16 protein-coding genes and 4 pseudogenes are annotated in these 19,488 nt (G+C 34.9%); 12 read left to right on the forward strand and 8 right to left on the reverse strand.

Annotation, left to right across the window (positions count from 1 at the left end; genetic code table 11):
• Positions 1 to 153: 153 nt before the first annotated feature.
• A pseudogene (locus tag NYE63_RS16050) lies at positions 154 to 1,492 on the forward strand (IS3 family transposase).
• Positions 1,493 to 1,640: 148 nt separating this feature from the next.
• Here the strand turns inward: NYE63_RS16050 and NYE63_RS16055 are convergent.
• From NYE63_RS16055 to NYE63_RS16070, 4 genes and pseudogenes are all read right to left on the reverse strand, one after another.
• Complete coding sequence (locus tag NYE63_RS16055; protein WP_342601863.1) at positions 1,641 to 2,120, reverse strand: VOC family protein; 480 nt, start codon at positions 2,118 to 2,120, stop codon at positions 1,641 to 1,643.
• Positions 2,121 to 2,384: 264 nt separating this feature from the next.
• On the reverse strand, positions 2,385 to 3,314 hold the full coding sequence (locus NYE63_RS16060; RefSeq protein WP_342605789.1) for a polysaccharide deacetylase family protein: 930 nt from the start codon (positions 3,312 to 3,314) through the stop codon (positions 2,385 to 2,387).
• Between the two features lie 105 nt (positions 3,315 to 3,419).
• Positions 3,420 to 3,833: pseudogene (locus tag NYE63_RS16065) on the reverse strand (phosphotransferase); the annotation flags it as partial.
• A 656-nt stretch (positions 3,834 to 4,489) separates the two neighbouring features.
• On the reverse strand, positions 4,490 to 4,957 hold the full coding sequence (locus NYE63_RS16070) for a MarR family transcriptional regulator (protein ID WP_342601864.1): 468 nt from the start codon (positions 4,955 to 4,957) through the stop codon (positions 4,490 to 4,492).
• Between the two features lie 205 nt (positions 4,958 to 5,162).
• On the opposite strand from NYE63_RS16070, the gene NYE63_RS16075 reads away from it, so the two are divergent.
• The 5 genes from NYE63_RS16075 to NYE63_RS16095 all read left to right on the forward strand — a co-directional run bounded on the left by NYE63_RS16075 (position 5,163) and on the right by NYE63_RS16095 (position 8,916).
• Positions 5,163 to 6,080, forward strand: a complete 918-nt coding sequence (locus NYE63_RS16075; protein ID WP_342601865.1) for an EamA family transporter — start codon at positions 5,163 to 5,165, stop codon at positions 6,078 to 6,080.
• Positions 6,081 to 6,243: 163 nt separating this feature from the next.
• Positions 6,244 to 7,158, forward strand: a complete 915-nt coding sequence (gene panE, locus NYE63_RS16080; RefSeq protein WP_342601866.1) for a 2-dehydropantoate 2-reductase — start codon at positions 6,244 to 6,246, stop codon at positions 7,156 to 7,158.
• Positions 7,159 to 7,604: 446 nt separating this feature from the next.
• The gene (locus NYE63_RS16085; RefSeq protein ID WP_342601867.1) at positions 7,605 to 7,904 is read left to right on the forward strand and encodes a hypothetical protein; all 300 of its coding nucleotides are present in this window, start codon (positions 7,605 to 7,607) and stop codon (positions 7,902 to 7,904) included.
• Positions 7,905 to 8,298: 394 nt separating this feature from the next.
• Positions 8,299 to 8,508 carry a hypothetical protein gene (locus NYE63_RS16090; protein WP_142303872.1) on the forward strand — a complete coding sequence of 70 codons (210 nt, stop codon included), beginning with the start codon at positions 8,299 to 8,301 and terminating at the stop codon, positions 8,506 to 8,508.
• Between the two features lie 51 nt (positions 8,509 to 8,559).
• Complete coding sequence (locus NYE63_RS16095; protein ID WP_342605790.1) at positions 8,560 to 8,916, forward strand: NucA/NucB deoxyribonuclease domain-containing protein; 357 nt, start codon at positions 8,560 to 8,562, stop codon at positions 8,914 to 8,916.
• A gap of 441 nt (positions 8,917 to 9,357) precedes the next feature.
• Here NYE63_RS16095 and NYE63_RS16100 read toward each other — a convergent pair whose 3' ends face one another.
• Positions 9,358 to 10,377: a hypothetical protein gene (locus NYE63_RS16100; RefSeq protein ID WP_342601868.1), complete on the reverse strand. Its 1,020-nt coding sequence runs from the start codon at positions 10,375 to 10,377 to the stop codon at positions 9,358 to 9,360.
• Positions 10,378 to 10,611: 234 nt separating this feature from the next.
• Between NYE63_RS16100 and NYE63_RS16105 the strand changes: the two genes are divergently transcribed.
• Positions 10,612 to 12,042: an IS4 family transposase gene (locus NYE63_RS16105; RefSeq protein ID WP_342601869.1), complete on the forward strand. Its 1,431-nt coding sequence runs from the start codon at positions 10,612 to 10,614 to the stop codon at positions 12,040 to 12,042.
• A 127-nt stretch (positions 12,043 to 12,169) separates the two neighbouring features.
• Positions 12,170 to 12,526: pseudogene (locus NYE63_RS16110) on the forward strand (recombinase family protein); the annotation flags it as partial.
• A 215-nt stretch (positions 12,527 to 12,741) separates the two neighbouring features.
• On the opposite strand, the gene NYE63_RS16115 reads toward NYE63_RS16110, so the two are convergent.
• The 3 genes from NYE63_RS16115 to NYE63_RS16125 all read right to left on the reverse strand — a co-directional run bounded on the left by NYE63_RS16115 (position 12,742) and on the right by NYE63_RS16125 (position 16,306).
• A complete protein-coding gene (locus tag NYE63_RS16115; protein WP_342601870.1) occupies positions 12,742 to 13,974 on the reverse strand; it encodes a MalY/PatB family protein in 1,233 nt (410 codons plus the stop codon).
• Between the two features lie 97 nt (positions 13,975 to 14,071).
• Positions 14,072 to 15,388 carry an aromatic amino acid transport family protein gene (locus NYE63_RS16120; RefSeq protein WP_342601871.1) on the reverse strand — a complete coding sequence of 439 codons (1,317 nt, stop codon included), beginning with the start codon at positions 15,386 to 15,388 and terminating at the stop codon, positions 14,072 to 14,074.
• 534 nt (positions 15,389 to 15,922) lie between these two features.
• Positions 15,923 to 16,306, reverse strand: coding sequence for a RidA family protein (locus NYE63_RS16125; RefSeq protein ID WP_342605791.1), 384 nt, complete (start codon positions 16,304 to 16,306; stop codon positions 15,923 to 15,925).
• A 273-nt stretch (positions 16,307 to 16,579) separates the two neighbouring features.
• Here NYE63_RS16125 and NYE63_RS16130 point away from each other — a divergent pair, with 273 nt between their 5' ends.
• The 4 genes and pseudogenes from NYE63_RS16130 (at position 16,580) to NYE63_RS16145 (ending at position 19,481) form a co-directional block, all read left to right on the forward strand.
• Positions 16,580 to 17,284, forward strand: a complete 705-nt coding sequence (locus NYE63_RS16130; protein ID WP_342601872.1) for a helix-turn-helix transcriptional regulator — start codon at positions 16,580 to 16,582, stop codon at positions 17,282 to 17,284.
• A 223-nt stretch (positions 17,285 to 17,507) separates the two neighbouring features.
• A pseudogene (locus NYE63_RS16135) lies at positions 17,508 to 17,756 on the forward strand (DNA polymerase III subunit beta); the annotation flags it as partial.
• A 494-nt stretch (positions 17,757 to 18,250) separates the two neighbouring features.
• Entirely contained in the window at positions 18,251 to 19,171 is a 921-nt protein-coding gene (locus tag NYE63_RS16140; protein ID WP_342601873.1) for an IS110 family transposase, read from the forward strand.
• Positions 19,149 to 19,481: a hypothetical protein gene (locus NYE63_RS16145; protein WP_342601874.1), complete on the forward strand. Its 333-nt coding sequence runs from the start codon at positions 19,149 to 19,151 to the stop codon at positions 19,479 to 19,481. Before NYE63_RS16140 ends, NYE63_RS16145 begins: the two co-directional genes overlap by 23 nt.
• Positions 19,482 to 19,488: the final 7 nt, after the last annotated feature.

Consider the following 19,488-nt stretch of genomic DNA (forward strand, 5'->3'; position numbering starts at 1 on the left):
TCCTACCCTGGCTACTGATATAATAGATTCTATTAAAAAAAGGTCAACCAGTAAAATAAACTGTACCCTATAGAGTAGACACTAAAAAAAGGTCTGCTCTGTAGGGTACTTTTATGTATAATGAAAAAAACGGGAGAATCGGAGAACAATTAAATGCCAAAAAAGCTCTTTACTGAGAAAGAAATAGAAATACTATCTAATAATCCATATGTTAAATATCTATAAGTTCAAAGGGTGTTACATATACAGACGAATTTAAGAGGATTTTTATAGCTGAAAATGAAAATGGTAAGTTGCCAATGCAGATTTTCGAGGAGAATGGTTTTAATATTGAAGTCATAGGTATTGTCAGAGTACAAAGGGCAGCCTCCAGATGGCGTACTGCTTATAAAAAATCAGGAGTATTGGGACTTAGGGATACGCGTAGTGATAATTCGGGGAGACCAACTCAGAAGGAGCTTTCTCTAGAAGAATAGAATGCTAGATTAGAAGCACAAAATCAATTGTTGAGAGCTGAGAATGAGTTACTAAAAAAGTTAGACATGATGGAAAGGGGGATGAAGAAAAACGAGTAAAAGTCTCTGCTGAACAGAGTTTTCTTTTAATACGTTCAGTAATAGAAAAGTATCTACTTAAAAATATGGTGAGTTTCTTATGCGAAATTGCGGGAGTTTCTCGCTCTGGTTTTTATAACTACTTTTCTTCACAAGCTCAGGAAAGAAGAGAGCGAAGAGAAGAAAAAGACTTGATACTTAAGGAAAATATTTTAAATGCTTTTCATTTTAAACGCCGCAAAAAAGGTGCACGCCAGATTAAGATGACGTTAGAAGGACAGTTTCGAATTACATATAACTTGAAGCGAATCCGAAGGATTATGAGGAAATACAAGATTGTTTGTCCTATTAGAAGAACCAACCCTTATCAGAAGATGTTGAAAGCCACTCAAGAACACACCATTCTGCCGAACTTATTAAACCGAGAGTTTAAACAAGCAATTCCAGGAAAAGTATTACTTACTGATATTACATATTTATATTATGACAATAGACAAAAGGCTTATTTATCCACGATTAAAGATAGTTCAACGAATGAAATACTTGCCTATAATGTGTCTAGCCGAATTACATTAGATTTAGCTACAGATACATTAGTAAAGTTAACGAAGAATAAACGAGTAAAGTTTGCCGAAGGGGCCTTTATTCACTCTGATCAAGGAGTACACTATACTAGTCCCACTTTTCAGAAACACGTAAAAAAACTAGGACTTGGACAATCCATGTCTAGAAGAGGAAACTGTTGGGATAACGCTCCCCTAGAGTCCTTCTTTGGTCATTTCAAAGATGAAGCCTATATTAAACCTTGTAATACTATAGAAGAACTTAAAAAGGAAATAAGAAGTTATATGACGTACTATAACAATTTCAGATATCAATGGAACTTAAAGAAGATGACTCCTGTTCAATACAGAAATCACCTTCTCCAAGTGGCATAACCTTTTTTTAAAATGTCCTTTACATAGGGTACAGTTTAAAAACTGGCTAACCTTATAATACGAACGCCCCAGTTAGTTCCATAAAGAAAAGGATTACCACAGCAATCCCCTTGTAAACTCAATAATCCGTTACTGAAGCAGAGCAGAATTAGTTGTGAGCAGTGTTTCGTCTATACCAATCCTCTAATGACATGTCTCCAAAGTATCCCTCAAAGTCCAATCTTAAAGGAGCAACCAATTCAAGAGCATTTCCGTCTGGGTCATCAAAATAAATAGCTGCGTGAGCTTGTGGATTGTTATCAAGAACTAAAGGTTGTTGTTCTTCAGTTAAGTCAAAGGTTGTACGAATTTCGATTCCTTTACTATTTAACCAATCTTTTGCTGATGTCATGTCCTCTATATCTATTTGTAAAGCTACATGTCGTATTGAAGGATGGTACGGAATTTCTACATGGTTTGTTTTCCAAAGACCAAGCCAACTTTTACCTTTCTCAATCCAGAAGAAAGCTAATTTATCATTTTGATATGCAATTTCTAAATCTAACTTTTTATAAAATTTTATTGAGTTTTCAAGATTACTTACAGGTAAATGTGCCTCGTAAAGACCCTTTATCTTTGCTCGTCCCACCTCGTTATGATATCTATAAATTCCTTATATTTACTTTATCATACCAATATTTGGATTCTCCAGATATAAGCCTGAATCAAGCTACATTTATAATCGTAGTTTTTGAGTTAAATCAGAATTTTTTTGAACTATTCTGCCCCGTTAGTTGCATAAGAAAAAACCAAAATCAATGATTGATTTTGGTTTGCCATTTTTATAAACATTTAAACTTTTTTATAAAGGCTTCAATAGATAATGGTCCATGTTAATAAACAAATTTTAATTTTAGTTACTACCTAATAATACATCAACTGTTACAAATTCATAGCCTTCTGCTCTTAATTGGTCAATCATTTGGGGAAGTGCCTTCACTGTTCCTTCTAATTTAGGATTTTGGAAATTGTGCTGCAAGACAATTCCACCGGGTGATTTATCCCTATTCAAAATTGTCATAATTTCCTCTGCGGATGTACCACTCCAATCGAGTGTATCTACTGACCAAAGAATATTTTTAAATCCTAGTTTTTCAAATACAAGGGCATCTGCAGGTGTAAAGTCGCCATATGGAGGCCTAATTAATGTAGCTTTTACTCCTGTTACTTTTTCAATTATTTCGTTAGTAGATTTAAGTTGTTGAATAACCTGGGACGTATATAGTTTGGAAAGTTCCGGATGATCCCAAGAGTGATTTGCAATGGTATGTCCCTCGTCTACCATTCGTTTTGCCAATTGTGGAAAATAGGAAACTTGCTCCCCAACAACGAAAAATGTGGCAGGAACACCTTTTTCTTTTAATATATCTAAAATTTGAGGTGTAATAAGTTTGTCAGGACCGTCATCAAAAGTTAATGCAATTTGCTTTTTGGTTGTTTGGGCTTTTTCGTAAGCGATAGGCTTATTCGCTTCTGGCGTGTTGGTCTGAATAAAGGTTCTGTAAATCTTTGGATCATAGGTAACTGTCATTCCCAATTTCTGTGCAGTCACTAATAACGGAACATATGGCCGGCCATCAATTGTGGTTGTTGTCGTAGCCAGGTACTCACGGATCCATTTGTTTTTTCCCTTATCGTAATAGTCCATATATGCTTTATCTAATGGCAGGGCAACAATATTATTTCTCTCAATAGCGATAGATTGATATTTTTCATTCCGGTCAACAGTAGCACCTGTATGCTTGAAAAATATATCTGGTACCATCAAACGGCCATTTTGCATATAATAGCTCGTCTTAATAAGCTTTCCATCGACAGAAATAGAAGCGTATGATACTGTTTCGGCTTTGGCTGGCGCTACACCAAAAAGGCCTGATACGATGAAGGAAATCAGATTTGGTTCATACCATGTTGGCTTTAGTATCTCAAAATCTTTGTGGTCTTCCAAAACAACGTATAATCGTGTTATCATTTCATCTAATTGTTCTGGTACAAACCTTAAAGACCATACTACAGATGAAAAGATAACCATTCCAACATAGATAGAATAATGCAACCAAAAATCATCGGGAACATTATTATCAAAATATCCTTCAATTTGTCCAATTGAAAATGGAACACTTAATTCTCTTTGAAATAATGCTACTTTTACATAGTCATGAAGTGGGTCTCCCCAATCAAAATTATTAAAATCCATTACGCCAGCGTATTGCTTATCCTTCACAATGATATTTTCTAGATGATAATCATCATGCTGAAAGTGATTTGAGCGATTTTTTATATGCTGCTTATTCTTCTCAATAATGGGTACCGCTAGCAAAACGCGGATTTACAACGTTAAGGATATTCCAGTAATAAAAATCCCAATCTCTCAGTGATATAAATGAGAAATTGAGATTTAATTATTATAGTGATAGGTAAGCTTTTGAAGTTATTGTTGCTTTGTAAAAAAAGTTTGATTAAAAATGCTCGATAAACGCTGATTTATCGCTGTACTAATAAATCCGTTTTGAAAAAAGATTGATGAAAATGGATTCTTTTCTTGGGAATCGGTGTGCAATTTTTATAAAAAAGTTCGATCAAAATATTTTATAAACCCTGATATATCAATGTTTTCTTTATATCTATCCTTCTAAAACGATTTATATTTTTTCAAAACAGTTAAACTTTATTTTAAATTAACACATGAAGGTATTTTGGAAATATATCCGATGATATAGTGTATAAAGGATTTCCCTTGCTAATTAAATATGTAAGGTTTAGCTGTAAACAGTTCAGATGAGTTATTTTCATTTGAATTATAGGATATTTGGGTAAAGGTCTACTGTATTGTTAAGAACTTTATTTCTTCATCCTAATTCCATTACATTTGAAAATCCTTCGCTGTTCCAGTTAAGAACTTTTTATAGTTAATCAATTATTTTAATCTTGTCAGGGGTATTTATTTATAATTAATGGTTATTTATTTTTGGTTGAGTTTTTAACATGATCGTTTATTACAGAAGCAATTTTCATGAAGTTTATAAAATCTTCTGTCGAAAATTGATTGAGTCTACTCAACATTTTCCCATATTCTAATTGATCAAGTTCTTTGTGATATTTATAAACTTGTTTTCCCTTATCTGATAACTCTACGATGACTTCTCGACTATTAGTTGGATTTCTATACTTTATAACCAAACCTTTTTTTAATAATTTATCCACCATCTGAGAAATAGCACCTTTAGTTTTGTTAGTAAGCTTTGCAAGGTGAGAAGGACTAACTTTATTTTTTTCCCCTATTAAATTAATGGTATGTACCTCAACCATATATAATTCATCTTCCGTTCCATATTTACGAGGTATGCTTTCATATGCACTCGTACTACGAGAGACTTCATAAATAGATTCTATTAGTTCATTAAAAGCTTCTTCTCTTGTCTTCATACATTTCATCCTATCACTTTAGTTATTTACCCCTCAGTATACTATACCTATTTATTTTTATTTGAACATGAACAATATATCAACATATCTAAACATTAACATCGAACTGCTTTAAGGGCCCATATTGAAATTGACACCCTATAGTTTAGGTGCTAAACTATTCAACGGAAATTAATTAATTATTTAGAAAGGATAAGTTAAAGGTATGTCTCTTAAACAATTTAGTATCTTAATATTGCTAGCTAGCCTTTTTGGTGCATCATTTTTATTCATGAAAATAGCCTCACCTTCATTAGGTCCTTTATTTCTTATTGAAAGCCGTGTATGTATTGCAGCGATCTCACTAATCATTTTTGCAAAGTTACTAAAACAAAAGATAGAAATCAAACATAAATGGAAAGAGTTAATGGTTTTAGGTGCAATTAATGCAGCCATTCCATTTGTTTTAATTGCTTACGCTGAATTAACCCTTTCTGCATCACTTGCTGCAATTATTAATTCTACAACGCCTTTGTTTTCAGTAATCATATCTATTTTATGGCTTAAAGAAGGTAAAAATATGCGAACTCTTTTTGGAATTATTATGGGGTGCATAGGAGTAGGAATTTTGGTTGGTTGGAGCCCTATTCAATTAGATGTAAAGGTTATATTATCAATAGGAGCGATCTTTTTAGCAGCTTTATTTTATGGAATAGGAGGCGTATATAGTAAAGTCGCTTTTGAAAATATGAAGTCTTTTGATTTAGCTATTGGACAGCAATTAGGAGCCAGTATTGTTTTACTGCCTTTTGCAATCAGTGATATTCCTAATGAGTTACCAAGTATAACTGTTACTATTTCTGTTTTAGGATTAGCCATATTTTCTACAAGTATTGCTTATCTCCTCTATTTCTATCTGATAAAGAATATAGGACCAACTAAAACCGTTAGCGTAACCTTATTAGTACCAATATTCGGTATAATCTGGGGTGCTTTATTTTTAAATGAACGAACTACCTTAAGCACTTATATAGGCTTAATTTTAATATTGATAAGTATATTCTTAGTATCTAATACGAAACAGAAAATATCTAATATATCAGAACAAGTAGTTAAATTTAAAAACTCTTCTTATATAAAATAAGAACTAAAAGTACAAAAAGAGTTCTTAAAAGAGTGCCCTTTTTAAGGATTCGGTGCAAAAATTCAGCTGACTTGAAACTAATCTTTAAAGTCAATTTAATAAGTTAAATATATTAATCTACAATGATATCAAATGTTTTTTATTTAGAAAAGGGGGATTGTATATGCGTATTTTAGTATTAGGAGCTGGAGGAGTCGGCGGTTATTTTGGCGGTCGTTTAGTTGAAAAAGGAGAAGACGTTACTTTTCTCGTACGTAGTAGACGAAAACAACAGATTAAGAAAAATGGTTTAGTCATCCGTAGCGTAAACGGAGATTTCTCTTTTACACCTAAAATAATAACAAAAACGGATACTGTAGCTCCATTTGATGTAGTGTTATTTTCAACAAAAGCTTATCACATAGAAGAAGCAATAAACGATTTGAAACCATTTATAGGCGAGAAAACGGTTATTATACCACTATTAAATGGTATAGTTCATCTATCCCCATTAAAACAGGCATTTGGTAGCGATAAGGTTATTGGAGGTTTGTGTTTTATTGAAACAACATTAAATGAGGATGGAGATATTGTTCAAACAAGCGTTGCTGACCGACTTGTATTTGGTGAAATAGAACAGCCGGATACAGATCGGATAAAGCAGATTGCTGATACATTTAGTGGTACAAAAGCAAATTTTGTTTTGAGTGATCATATTGCGCAAGACATGTATCACAAATATTTAATTATTGCTGTTGTATCTGGCGTGACTACACTTATGCGTGCACCAATGGGACCAATTCGTGAAAGCGATGGGGGACAAGCCTTTATTCAACATTTACTCGAAGAAATAACACAGATTATGAAAGCAAGTGGGTCTCCGATTGCTGATAATATTGTAGAAAAACATATGCAGACGATCGAGGAACTTTCCTATGATATGAAATCCTCTATGCTACGTGATATGGAAAAAGGCTTGTCCATCGAAGGAGAGCATTTACAAGGATATTTATTAAAATTAGCAAAAGAGTTCGGTGTAGATGCATCATTGTTGAAAGTCGTTTATCAAAATTTAAAAGTATATGAAAAGATGCTGTAAGAAATAATCTAAAGTAGCTTATTTCATTATCAAGACTAAAGGTGAAAATTTATTGATTTTAAAAGGTCCTCAAATATTAGATATGTATAATATATGCCCTTGACTTTGAACCTTGCAGGGTCGTGTTTCTCCTGGATAGGGAGCAGGTTACCTTAGCTCCAACACCTATCAAGGTTACACGACCCTATGTGAAAAAACATTTTGAACCTAGATATTTTTTTCTGGCAATTGGCATCTTAATCGCAGTGGTTTCACCAATATTTCTATTGATTACTCCCCAAGCAATAGCAGATGCAGTTCATTATAAAACAGGGATTTGGCAAGTCTTTGTACCAGGAGTGAATTTTGTTGTTTATGGTATGGTTGTTCTTTTTTAGTATTAGCAGCTCTTGTTCTCTTTTTTTTTAGATATTAAGAAAGTTTCTATAATTCTATGTAGTTTTTTGATGTTGTTGAGTATATCTTCCTTTTATGTAGCTTCTCAATCTTATAAATCATTATCAAAAGATTCAATTTCATATTCTACCCTTTTATCTCTGAAAGAATATACTTATTCATGGGAAGATGCGGAGAATATTAATTATTATGAAGGAAATGATGATGAATTTTCAGAATACGTATTCTTTTTTAATGATGGAAATAGCTTAAGTTTAAGTGAAAATGGATATATTAAGAAATTAAAATTCATGATAATTATTAAAGCTGAAGATTTAAATATAAAAATGGAGAATATTGATAAGGATTAATCTAATCATTTAAACTACTGGATAAGGGTTAGGAATTACATAAATGGGTTATTGAAATCCTTATCTCCTTTAGTGAACTATCCTGCCTGTTAGCACAATAAGCAATACTTATCAATAATGCATAAAAATTAGCCTCTATACGGGGTACCGCCAACAAAATGCGGATTTCGCTAAGGAAATTTCATTACTAAAAAGCCCAATTTCTTTGTATTAAAATGTAAATTGGGCTTTTTAATATTTGAATTTCCTTAACGTTGTAAATCCGCATTTTCCTGACGCTACCCCATTGCCATCAAGTTAAAGTTTTGTAGTACCCCCAGAATGAAATTTTGGACTTTCTTGTAACTTATAAGCTCAATTTATCGTTTTTTTTGGGGGGACCTATTTTCTTAGCTTGATGGGCATGGTACCCCCAAAAGTAAAAATTGATATGGATGAAGTGAGAACAGTTGCAAATAACTTAACTAAAGAAAAACAAGTCGATAAGGTACAATCACCTAAAGTCTTTTCAGTGAAGGGTGTTCAAGAAATAGCTAGAAAAATTAAAGAACAAGAGCAGAATAACGACAAAGATAAGAAACGCTCTCAAACTCTTTCAAGATAATTGATTCCAAAAAACGATAGCCGTATTTTACGTCTATCGTTTTAATTTAATATCAAAGTAAAGGAGTGTTTATCTGAGGAAAGTTATAATGTTGTAATTAACTTTCCGTCAGAAAAGTACCCGGAGACAGCTGAGCATATAGAAGATGCCATTGCTGATGGAAGTTCCAATATTTGTACCATTGATAGAAATGGAGCAGACGAGAATCGTGATGAATCTTTGGAAAATATTCAAACTAGAATGGGATATGATCGTGATGAATACCCAATGGCCATGTGTGAAGAAGGGGGAGCGGGAGCAGATATTGAGTATATAACCCCATCAGACAATCGTGGTGCTGGCTCGTGGGTATCTCATCTTTTAAGTGACTATCCCGATGGTACAAAGGTTTTATTCGTTGTAGAGTGAATTCAGTAGAAAAGTTATGAGAGTCTTGCTACATTAGATTAAGGCTCTTTATTAAAAAAATCTGATGACTGTATTCCTCTTTTATTTTTTACTAAGCTACCACTTGTTCAAACACACAAAAAAAGCACTCCTCTTGAGTGCCATTTTTCAATTTAGTGGTCGGAACTGGCCTTTAACCGTTCAGACTAATAAGCTGCTACATAGTAGAATAATATAGAGATAAGGAATGTGAAAGATAAGGTAAACCAAAAAGTGTTCTTCGTATAATCTTCCTTATTTAATTTAATTTTTTGTAGTATAGAAATGAAATTTAGACATAAAATAATACACCATACTGGTGTAGTTAAAAATCCAAAAAAGTCTAAGAATATGTTCATAGAAGCAACCCCTTATATAACAAAGATAAAGAAAGGATAGCATAACTATCCTTTCTAAGCAAAATTAGGTGTTACCGAAGGTGAAACTATATTCAACATAGATTTCATCTCCAGATTGTAACCACTTGCTTGGAATATCCACAGAAACCGGCCCGATTGACGCACTTAAACCTGAAATATTGGTATATGTATGGAAATAAGTTGTTTGTACGTAAGCAGGTTCTCCTTTTTTGGATTTACCCACCCGCACTTCTCTACTCATATTAATATTTTGATAGTCGCCGCCACCTAATGATACAGTCACATATTGACCGTAGGCTTTCGGGCTTTTCATACTCAATTTTTTGTCATCAAAAGTCCAAGTTGTACCGCCTTTGCCGTCAGCAATCTCTTTTCCTTGATCCCAAAAACCTGAAAATGTGTCAGCTTTAGCAACAGCTTCCTCACTCCAAGCGGACCCTAAAATATCGGTCTTAGTGCTTAATGGTGTATCATTCCAATGAGCATTTGAAACGAATGAGTATTTATACTGAGTACTAGTGGAACCAAGATAAATCACTTGTTGGGTTAGCTCCAAATCGCCCTTAATTTTTGTTTTAATTCCGTCTTTCGGCAAAGCAGCCATTAAAGAGATTCCAGAATTTTGTTTCACTTTTGACGGATAAACATTCTCGATTTCTAAAGACTCTCCTGTTGCTTCATTGTAGGTTTTTAGATCTTCAATCTTTTTTTGCGTTATGAGTTCTTCATTCTCTTCAGTGTATTCCGTTTTTGTACCATCGAGTGAAACATAATAAGACTTCTCTTCCACTTCTACTTCATCAACGACCTTACCGCCTTGGCTGGCCATATAGACCTTTTCTTTCTTCGACATATCATCCAAGTTTTCTTCTTCCAAGCCAATGGCATCTAGTACACTATCCAATTGATTTTCAGATAATAACTCAGCATTTTCCACAGGCTTAACTCTACCATCTTTCTCATAGTTGATAACATTCGTGTCAGCATACGCACCGTTCGGTAATAAAGCGGTTGTCAATAAAAATAAAAATGCTAGTATAAAGATATTTCTCTTTTTCTTCACTTGTTTTCCCCCTTTTCTTATAGCAATATAAGAGTATCATTGTTAACTAACAAAAAATACCACTATAATAAAATAATGTAAAAATATGTATAATTACCTAGATTATTCTCAGTTATTTCGTCCTAATAGGGGTACCGTCACATGCCCATCAAGCTAAGTTTAAACAATACCTTCAAAAATGAAAAAACGCTATGCTTATCGTAAGAAGTTTACGAGAAAGGATGGTGTTTTTTTATGAATCCTATCGTCTCCAGTGAACTGACACTTTTTGCGAAAGAATTACAACGCTTTCTATCTCCATTAGTCCTACAAGAAACGGCCAAACAGATGGGCTTTGTACAGCGATCTAGTAAGTATCAAGCAGCTGAACTCATCGCCCTTTGCGTTTGGCTCAGCCAAGAAGTCGCTAGTACATCACTTACACAATTATGTAGTCGTTTAGAGGCTTCGACGGGTGTACTAATGAGCCCAGAAGGGTTGAATCAACGCTTTAATCCAGCAGCTGTCACATTCCTCCGAGAAGTCTTTACTTCGCTGTTAACACAAAAACTCTGTTTAAATCAATCACTTTCTTCAGACATGATTTCTACTTTCAAACGTATTCGGATTTTAGATGCGACTGTATTTCAGCTACCTGATTCCTTTGCTACAAATTATCAAGGCTCTGGAGGGAGTAGTAATACTGCAGGGGTGAAAATCCAATTGGAATACGATTTATTAAGTGGCCAATTTTTAAACGTACAACTAGGACCAGGAAAGAACAATGATAAAACATACGGTACAATTTGCCTTGAAACTGTTGAGAAAGGCGATTTATGCTTACGTGATCTTGGTTACTTTGATTTAGGAGACTTACAAGCCATTCATGATAAAGATGCTTACTATATCTCGAGATTAAAGCTTAATACACGTATTTATATCAAGAACCCTGAGCCAGAATTCTTCAACAATGGCACGATAAAAAAGCAAACAGAATACATCAAGCTTGATATGGCACAAATAATGTCCGGTCTAACCCCTGGTGAAACGATGGAAATCCCCGAGGCATACATTGGCCAAAATCAGAAGCTTCCAGCACGTGTTATTATCCATCGTTTAACCGATGATCAAACACAAACACGCCTTATAAACCAAGCAATACGAGAAAAGAAGAAAGGCATTGTCATGAAGGAGAAAAGTAAGCACTTGATGGGGATGAATGTCTATATCACGAATTCATCGCCAGAAGAAGTTCCCACTGATTATGTCCATTCCCTCTATTCCCTGTGTTGGCAGATTGAGATTTTATTTAAAACATGGAAGTCATTCTTTGAAATCGATGAATGCAAAACAATCAAAAAAGAACGCCTAGAGTGCCATTTATACGGCCAACTTATTGGCATTCTCCTCTGTTCTTCTACCATGTTTCAAATGCGACAGCTTTTGCTTGAAAAGAAAAATCAGGAGTTGAGTGAATACAAAGCGATTTATATGATTAAAGATTACTTTCCGTTATTGTTTCAAGCAATAGCAATTGGTTCAGAACAGCTTTTGAAAATTCTTCATCGCCTTTTTCAGCTACTCAAAAAGAACGGTCGAAAATGCCATAGGTATAAGAAGATGACTGTCTTTGATATTCTAGGGGGTGTGTATCAAACGACGGTGAAGGATAGACAAGCTGCCTAGCAAAAAATATCGCTTTTTTAAAGGTTTCTTTGACATGCCTAATTTCCCAGTACTGGGTAGTTTTGAATCAATATTATTTGGCTCTATTAATTTATGTTGTTAGCTTGATGGGCATGTGACGCTACCCCTATTTGAATTAATCGATAACATACGGGGAAAAAAAGTAAGATTAAAATCACTAAAAGATACATGGCTAGATTTATCAGAAGAGAATCCATACAGCCAATTCTTAATTACGGTAATGGCTGGTGTTAACCAATTAGAGCGAGATCTTATTCGTATGCGACAACGTGAAGGGATTGAGTTGGCTAAAAAAGAAGGAAAGTTTAAAGGTCGATTAAAGAAGTATCATAAAGATCACGCAGGAATGAATTATGCAGTTAAGCTATATAAAGAAGGAACTATGACTGTAAATCAAATTTGCGAAATTACAAATGTGTCTAGAGCTCCATTATATAGAAAGCTATCAGAAGAGAACAAATAGTCCTTCCTTACCCCATATTCCAGAAAAGGGCCATTAAGTCGAGCAAGATTAGGGTCAATGATGGTTATAACTTGAGTAGAATATAGCAAATAAAAAGGAAGAATCTACATTTTCCAAATTGCAATAAGCCTGCTTTTAAGGATGTCCATAAATGCCTTCATACACCCAAAATAGAGGGCTTTCGCCCCCATATAAAATTTCAGATTTCTACTCTATTAAACTTGGGGCATTAAGCAATCTGTTTTTATACCGCTTACCTTTTGCAACATTTCGCATATTCTTTTTAGTCCCTCTGTCAAAATGGATCTCGGACATGCCAAATTAACACGAATATAACCATCTGAATTGGCGACAAACATATTTCCTCCTTCTAGAAGCACCCCAGCGTTGTTGGCAAAATATAAAGGCAAATTTTCCTCGTCTGGTAGATACGCACTAATGTCCACCCATGCTAAGTAAGTGGCCTCGGGAATACTAAATACAGCTTTAGGTAAATGGTGCTCTAAATATTGCTTGGTAAATTCAAAGTTGCCATCCAAATAATCTTTTAATTGTTTCAGCCATTCATCACCATGCTCATATGCAGCCAGCGTTGCTGCAATGCTCAGCGGATTTTCAAAATCGTAGTGGCGTTCCTTCCATGCAGCTCTAATTTCATCTTTTGGAATAATGATATTAGAGAACATTAACCCAGCCATATTAAATGTTTTGCTTGCGGACATGGCAGTAATGATTCTATCTGTTTCTGGGAAAACCTTTGCCAAAGGAGTATGAACCATTCCATTACGAAGCAAGTCACAATGAATTTCATCGGAAATAATCGTTACATTATTTTCAAGGCAAATGTCGCCAAATTTCTTTAATTCTTCTGGTGTCCACACACGTCCTGATGGATTATGAGGATTACAGAAAATACATAAGGTGACTTTTTCATCTTTCGCTTTCTCCTCTAAATCATCGAAATCGATTGTATAATATCCCTCTTTGTTCACTAGATCAGAAGTTACCAGTTCAATATTATTAAATTCTGCAGCATACTTGAAATATGCATATGATGGGGTAACGATTAAAATCTTCTCGTCTGGTTTGCTAATATATTCAATCAACTCAAACAAGGCGGGAATAATACCATGCGAAAACACCAAGTGCTCTTGTTCGAAGTTCCAGTTATAATGCTCCTTCGTCCAATTCGAGAATGCACGATAATAGTTTGGATCAAATACTTTTGTATAGCCAAAAATCTGCTTATCCGCACGGTCTTTGATCGCTTGGATAACTTCAGGAGGTGTAGCAAACTCCATATCAGCTACCCACATACGAATAAATTCTTCATCTTTGTAAGGAAAAACCATGTCTTTTGTTGCTTTAAAAATATATTCCCTAAAGCCATCTGTATTCATGGCATTTGTGCCTCTACGTTCAATGATTTTGTCAAAATTGTATTTCATTTTTTCCACTCCTTATCAATACTAGTATTTTTCTCATTTTTTCAATAGAAGGAGGACCTTGAATCTCCCTTCAAAAAAGGCCTTCGCTTCGATATTTTCACCAAGATTCTAAGATCGGAGAAAGAATTAAAAGTACTCCAATAAAAGCAATTAGGATTAACGATGGTTTCCTATATTTTGCTAAAAATGGCACTTTACATACTAAATAAACAGGTATGATGCAGGCAACTAGAGCGATAATTGCTCCATAGTATTTTAAAAGTAGTAGTATCGGCAGATTCAATGCAACAACTGACCATGCAAGAAGGACCGCAAAAACAAGAATACCAACGGATAATACTCTTTTATTAATGCGCTCTTCTGGCATAAAACGGCTAAGGATATTAATGGCTATCCCCTGGCATGATTCCTTGAAACCTAGGAATATACCGAAGAAAGCAGTCATGACGGCAAAGATATTCAAGACAAAGCTAAAAACTTTAATCATGGCGCCATCATTTCCTTGTGCCGCCATCGCAAGCGCGGAAATGTTTTGCTCAGCTGCTATGGCAGCCTGTTCATGTGACATTGCAAGGTTGAAGGATATCGCATAAAAAAAGACCGAAAAGAACAGAACCCAGAAGGCGATTTTCATAGTCCGATGTGCTTTATAACGAGCCACCTCAATAGATTTATTATGCGAACGATAAGAAATAACCATTGGACTTAAACTTTGGACAAATATGATGGAAAATACAGTAAACGGCATCATGATAATGGTTTGCTTCACTATGTAACCAAGGTTCGGAAATGCCCCGATATTGGCAATATCCCAATGTTGAATCATAATAATTCCCAAAAGAACCACCACAGCTAACTTGACAAGTACCATGCCTGTAGAGATTTTAAAAAGTACCTTTTCGCCACGGGATGCTAATGCAACCAGAATACAGAGGAGCACTAATCCATAAAAGGGATTGGTTGATAATACCATATCAGTTACACCGAAGGAGTGTAAAAAGGAGGCACTATCATTTGTTATAGCTATTGAATATGAGAACAGTCCCACTACAATCATCAAAAAGTATAAGATTCCTAATAAGAATCCCCAGTTTTTTCCTAAATATTGGCCAATAACACTGGGATAATCCTCACATTTTGGTGATACTACCAATGTATTAATAAATAATTTTTGTAGCAAGTATAAAGCAGGGTACGCAATTGCTGACGATATTAAAAATACCCATATCCCAACCAAACCAACTTGGACAGGCAAAAATACAATCCCTGCACCGATTGCCATACCAATACTCATAATGATCCAGCCCCAATCGGTGCTGTCAAACTTTGTCGCTGCTTTCCATTCTGCTTCGGTCATATCTTCTCTTTTATTTTTTGCTAAGGTAAGTTCCTCTTCCGGTTTAACTATGCCCATTATGAATGAAGCCTCCTTCTTCCGGTTTGTAAAAAGGATTTTTTGGAAATTCCATTTTAAGGGTTCTAGTTTTTATCAATCTATTATTCTGTCAATCTTTAAATATTATCTCACCTAATAAAGCGCTTACAAAATAGGATGTAAATCAATGGAATCTACCTTTTCTACAAAGTTATAAAAGGTTTGTAATGATTAGGGAAACAGTAAAACCATCTTGACATCCTAGAGTTGGGCAATTTACTCAATTTCTACTAATGCACCTTTGGGTAAAGCAGCAACGTGAAACGCTGATCTTGTAAGGTAAGCGCCTTCAAAAACGCGAGTATAAACCCCATTCACTGTACCAAAATCCAAATATCCGCAAAACATTCACCTTATAATCAAGGAGCTTGAAAAGACTCAAACCTAATTATAGGAGGTCCTTTCATTTTCAAAAGGACTTGTCATAATTTCAACTGAATTTCGGGATCTTTTTTAAAGATATCTTGATAAATGAAAAGTTGATTTAACGCAAAGCTAATGAATAACTATATTTTAATTTAGCTTTCCTGGAAAAACAGCAATAGCTTCTATCTCACAAAGAACACCTTTTGGCAGCTCCTTAACCGCAACACAGCTTCTGGCTGGCTTTGATACAAAATACTTTGCATAAACTTCATTAAAGGCTGCAAAATCAGCCATATCTGTTAGGAAACACGTTGTCTTAAATACATGTTCAAATCCACTTCCTGCCTCTTCAAGGATCGCTCCTACATTACGGCAACTCTGTTCCGTCTGGTCTTTAATAGAATTACCTATCGTTCCATCTTGCGGATTTACTGGAATTTGACCGGATGTAAATACAAATCCATTCACAACAAAACCCTGTGAATATGGTCCAATTGCTCCTGGAGCTTGTGCTGTTTCTATTACTTTCATCATTACTTTCCCCTCCTGTATTGTGATAACTTTTTACAAAATGATTATCTCATCCAAAAAGAGGTTAGACAAAAGAGTATAGTTCTATTAAGATGAAACAAAGCGATTATTTTGTTTCCTCACAATAAACAAATGACCAAATAAATAACGCTTTTCTAAGAAAAATATAAAATCCTCTTTTTTTAAAGCGCTTTACATATTTTAAAGAAACAGTATAGAACATCAACCATTCTCTTTATTAGTCGTTAATCATTTAACCTGGAGATGATAGATATGAATAAAATTAATCAGGAAGTGGGAAAAAAAATCAAAGCCTTTCGCAAATCAAAAAATATGAGCGTTCAACAATTCGCCGATGTCATTAATAAAAGCAAGGGAACTGTTTCTAAATATGAAAGTGGAGATATCTCAATTGATGTAGTAACACTTTATCAGATTGCTGGTGCTTTGAATATTAGGGTGGAACAACTTCTTTATTATGATCTTAGACAAGCCTCCAGTTTGAATACCATTCCATCAACTTTCTTTAAAAATTCCAACCGACTTTTTTCATATTGCTATGATGGCAGAAGTAAAGAATTGATAAGGTGTGTAATGGACCTTTTACCTGAGCCAGATACAAACCGTTATAAAACCATGTTCTATATGAACGTTAGGAGTTTTGAAAGTTATCAAGAATGTGAAAATACATATTGGGGGTACACCGAGCACTACGATTCGATTACCACCATTATTTTAAAAAACCAGGCAACCCCGATCGAAAATATGACGATTAATATTTTGGCGTCTTTTTTGGAGACTGAAAAGAAATGGGGCTTAATGTCTGGGGTTTCTTTCCGTCCGTTTATGCCGATTTCCTTAAAAATGCTCTTTTCCAAAATTCCATTAGTTGAAAATCAAGAATTAATTAATGAACTTAAGATTTCCAAAGATGATATACGAATAATGAAAATATATAACATGCTAGCGATTACATAGAGGCCTGATTGCGGTCTATATCGGAAGGATTTTTAACGATTTAATATGATAGAGGTATAAGACAACTTTTTCAACTGAGAGTTGAGATTTTTAACAAAAAACAATATTACCATTGTTATAGGGGCATCAAGCGCATTTACTATGAAGTTTTTCTCTTGAATTATTGTCCCTAAAACGAATGAGGCCTTTTACTATAGCGTTGTAATCCCAGGTAAAAAGTCTGAATGAGTTAAGTAAGATGGATACTGTAGAAATTGAAGTGGAGAATAACTTTCAAACGATTATTCGCTCGGGAAAAGCTGAATTTAATCTAAATGGACTGGATCCTGAGAAATATCCACATCTTCCGATCATTGAAGAAGAAAATATTTTCAAACTTCCAACGGACCTTTTAAAGACCCTTATCCGCCAAACCGGCTTTGCAGTGTCCACGTCAGAAACACGCCCCATCTTAACAGGTGTAAACTTAAAGGTATTAGAGTAATTTTCATCAATTGTTTCTGGAGAAGGATTTCCTGAAATTTTGCATTCATACAATACCTTTACTGCATACCATTCCCATTCATTGGACATTTTTTTCCGAAGCCTTTTTTTCATGTTCCCCCTCCTAATGAAAGTCACCTTGTCTTATAAAATCTATTATATATTAAATTTCTTATGGAACTAACCTGCCCCGATAGTTTCATAAGAAACTTCTATGGCGGCGATCCTCGCCACCACCATCTACCACGAAAATCTAAACTCAAAATAGAGTCTAACCCATTAACCCCTTGACAATAATGGATGATAACAATACAACCAGGCTGAACTTTTTTTGGTGGATCTTAAGGAAGATACCCTGTATAAGAAACTGGTTGTGACAGTATGGAAGAACCATTTAGTGTACAGCTAGTACGTATACAAAAATTTTTGTAACAAATCCCCTGTCATATGTATTGTTAATCTTTTTTTGAGGTGATTTCTCCTATGGAAGCAATGATTGAACGGTGTGCTGGCCTAGATGTACACCAAGAAACAGTAGTAGCCTGTGTAATATTTGGTCCATTAGATAAAAAGCCAAAGACCTCTATTGAAACATTTTCAACTACAACAACGGGACTCCTCGCTTTAAGTGATTGGCTCGCTACCCTTCAGGTATCCGATGTTGTGATGGAAAGTACCGGAGTCTACTGGAAACCAATATGGAATATACTCGAAGGTTCTTTTCACCTTGTTCTGGCCAATGCCAGACATGTCAAAAATGTTCCAGGGCGTAAGACTGATGTGAAAGATGCCGAATGGCTTGCCAAGCTTCTAAGATGCGGACTTATTGAAAGCAATTTTGTTCCACCGGAGGATATTCGTGATTTACGAGATCTTACTCGTTATCGAAAAAAATTGATTCATCATCGCACCTCAGAGCAGAATCGCATTCACAAAATTCTTCAAGATGCTAATATCAAGCTAACATCCGTACTATCAGACATTTTTGGTGTATCGGGACGCCGTATCCTTGAAGCGATTCTAAACGGTGAAAAAATAGAGACCGATGGTCTTCGAAAAATGGTGGATTGGCGAACAAAAGCAAGTATTACTGACATTGCCAGTGCAATTAATGGTCGTATTCGCCGTCATCATCGTGATATGTTGCGTTACCATTGGGAGCATATGAGTTATTTAGAAAAAGCCATAGAAGAATTGGAAAAACAAATCGATCAACTCCTGTCCCCCTATCGTAAAGAAGTAGAATTATTGGATGGAATACCTGGTGTGAACAAAGCTGCCGCAGCTACTTTTATTGCAGAGATGGGCGTTGATATGTCCGTATTTAAGTCAGCTAAACATCTTGCCTCTTGGGCTGGTGTGAGTCCTGGAAATTACGAAAGTGCTGGTAAAAAAAACGAGTAAAACCACACAAGGTAACAAAGCTTTGAAAACGATGGCTGTAGAGTGTGTACTAGCGACATCAAGGCAAAATAATCGAATTGCTTCACATCGAAAAAGGATTACCAAAAGGCAGGGAAAAATGAAGGGACGAATCGCTTCTGCTCATTTACTACTAACGATTGCTTACAACATCTTAAAAACAGGGGAACCCTATCAAGAACTAGGCTCAAATTACCTTGAAGAAAAACAAAATAACAAAGAATTAAAAATGATCGAATACCTAAAAAAGAAAGGCTATACAATCAATCCATCTGAACAACAAACTGCATAACCAGTTA

This window comes from Peribacillus sp. FSL E2-0159 (assembly GCF_038643155.1).
GTDB classification, from domain to species: Bacteria; Bacillota; Bacilli; order Bacillales; family DSM-1321; genus Peribacillus; species Peribacillus simplex.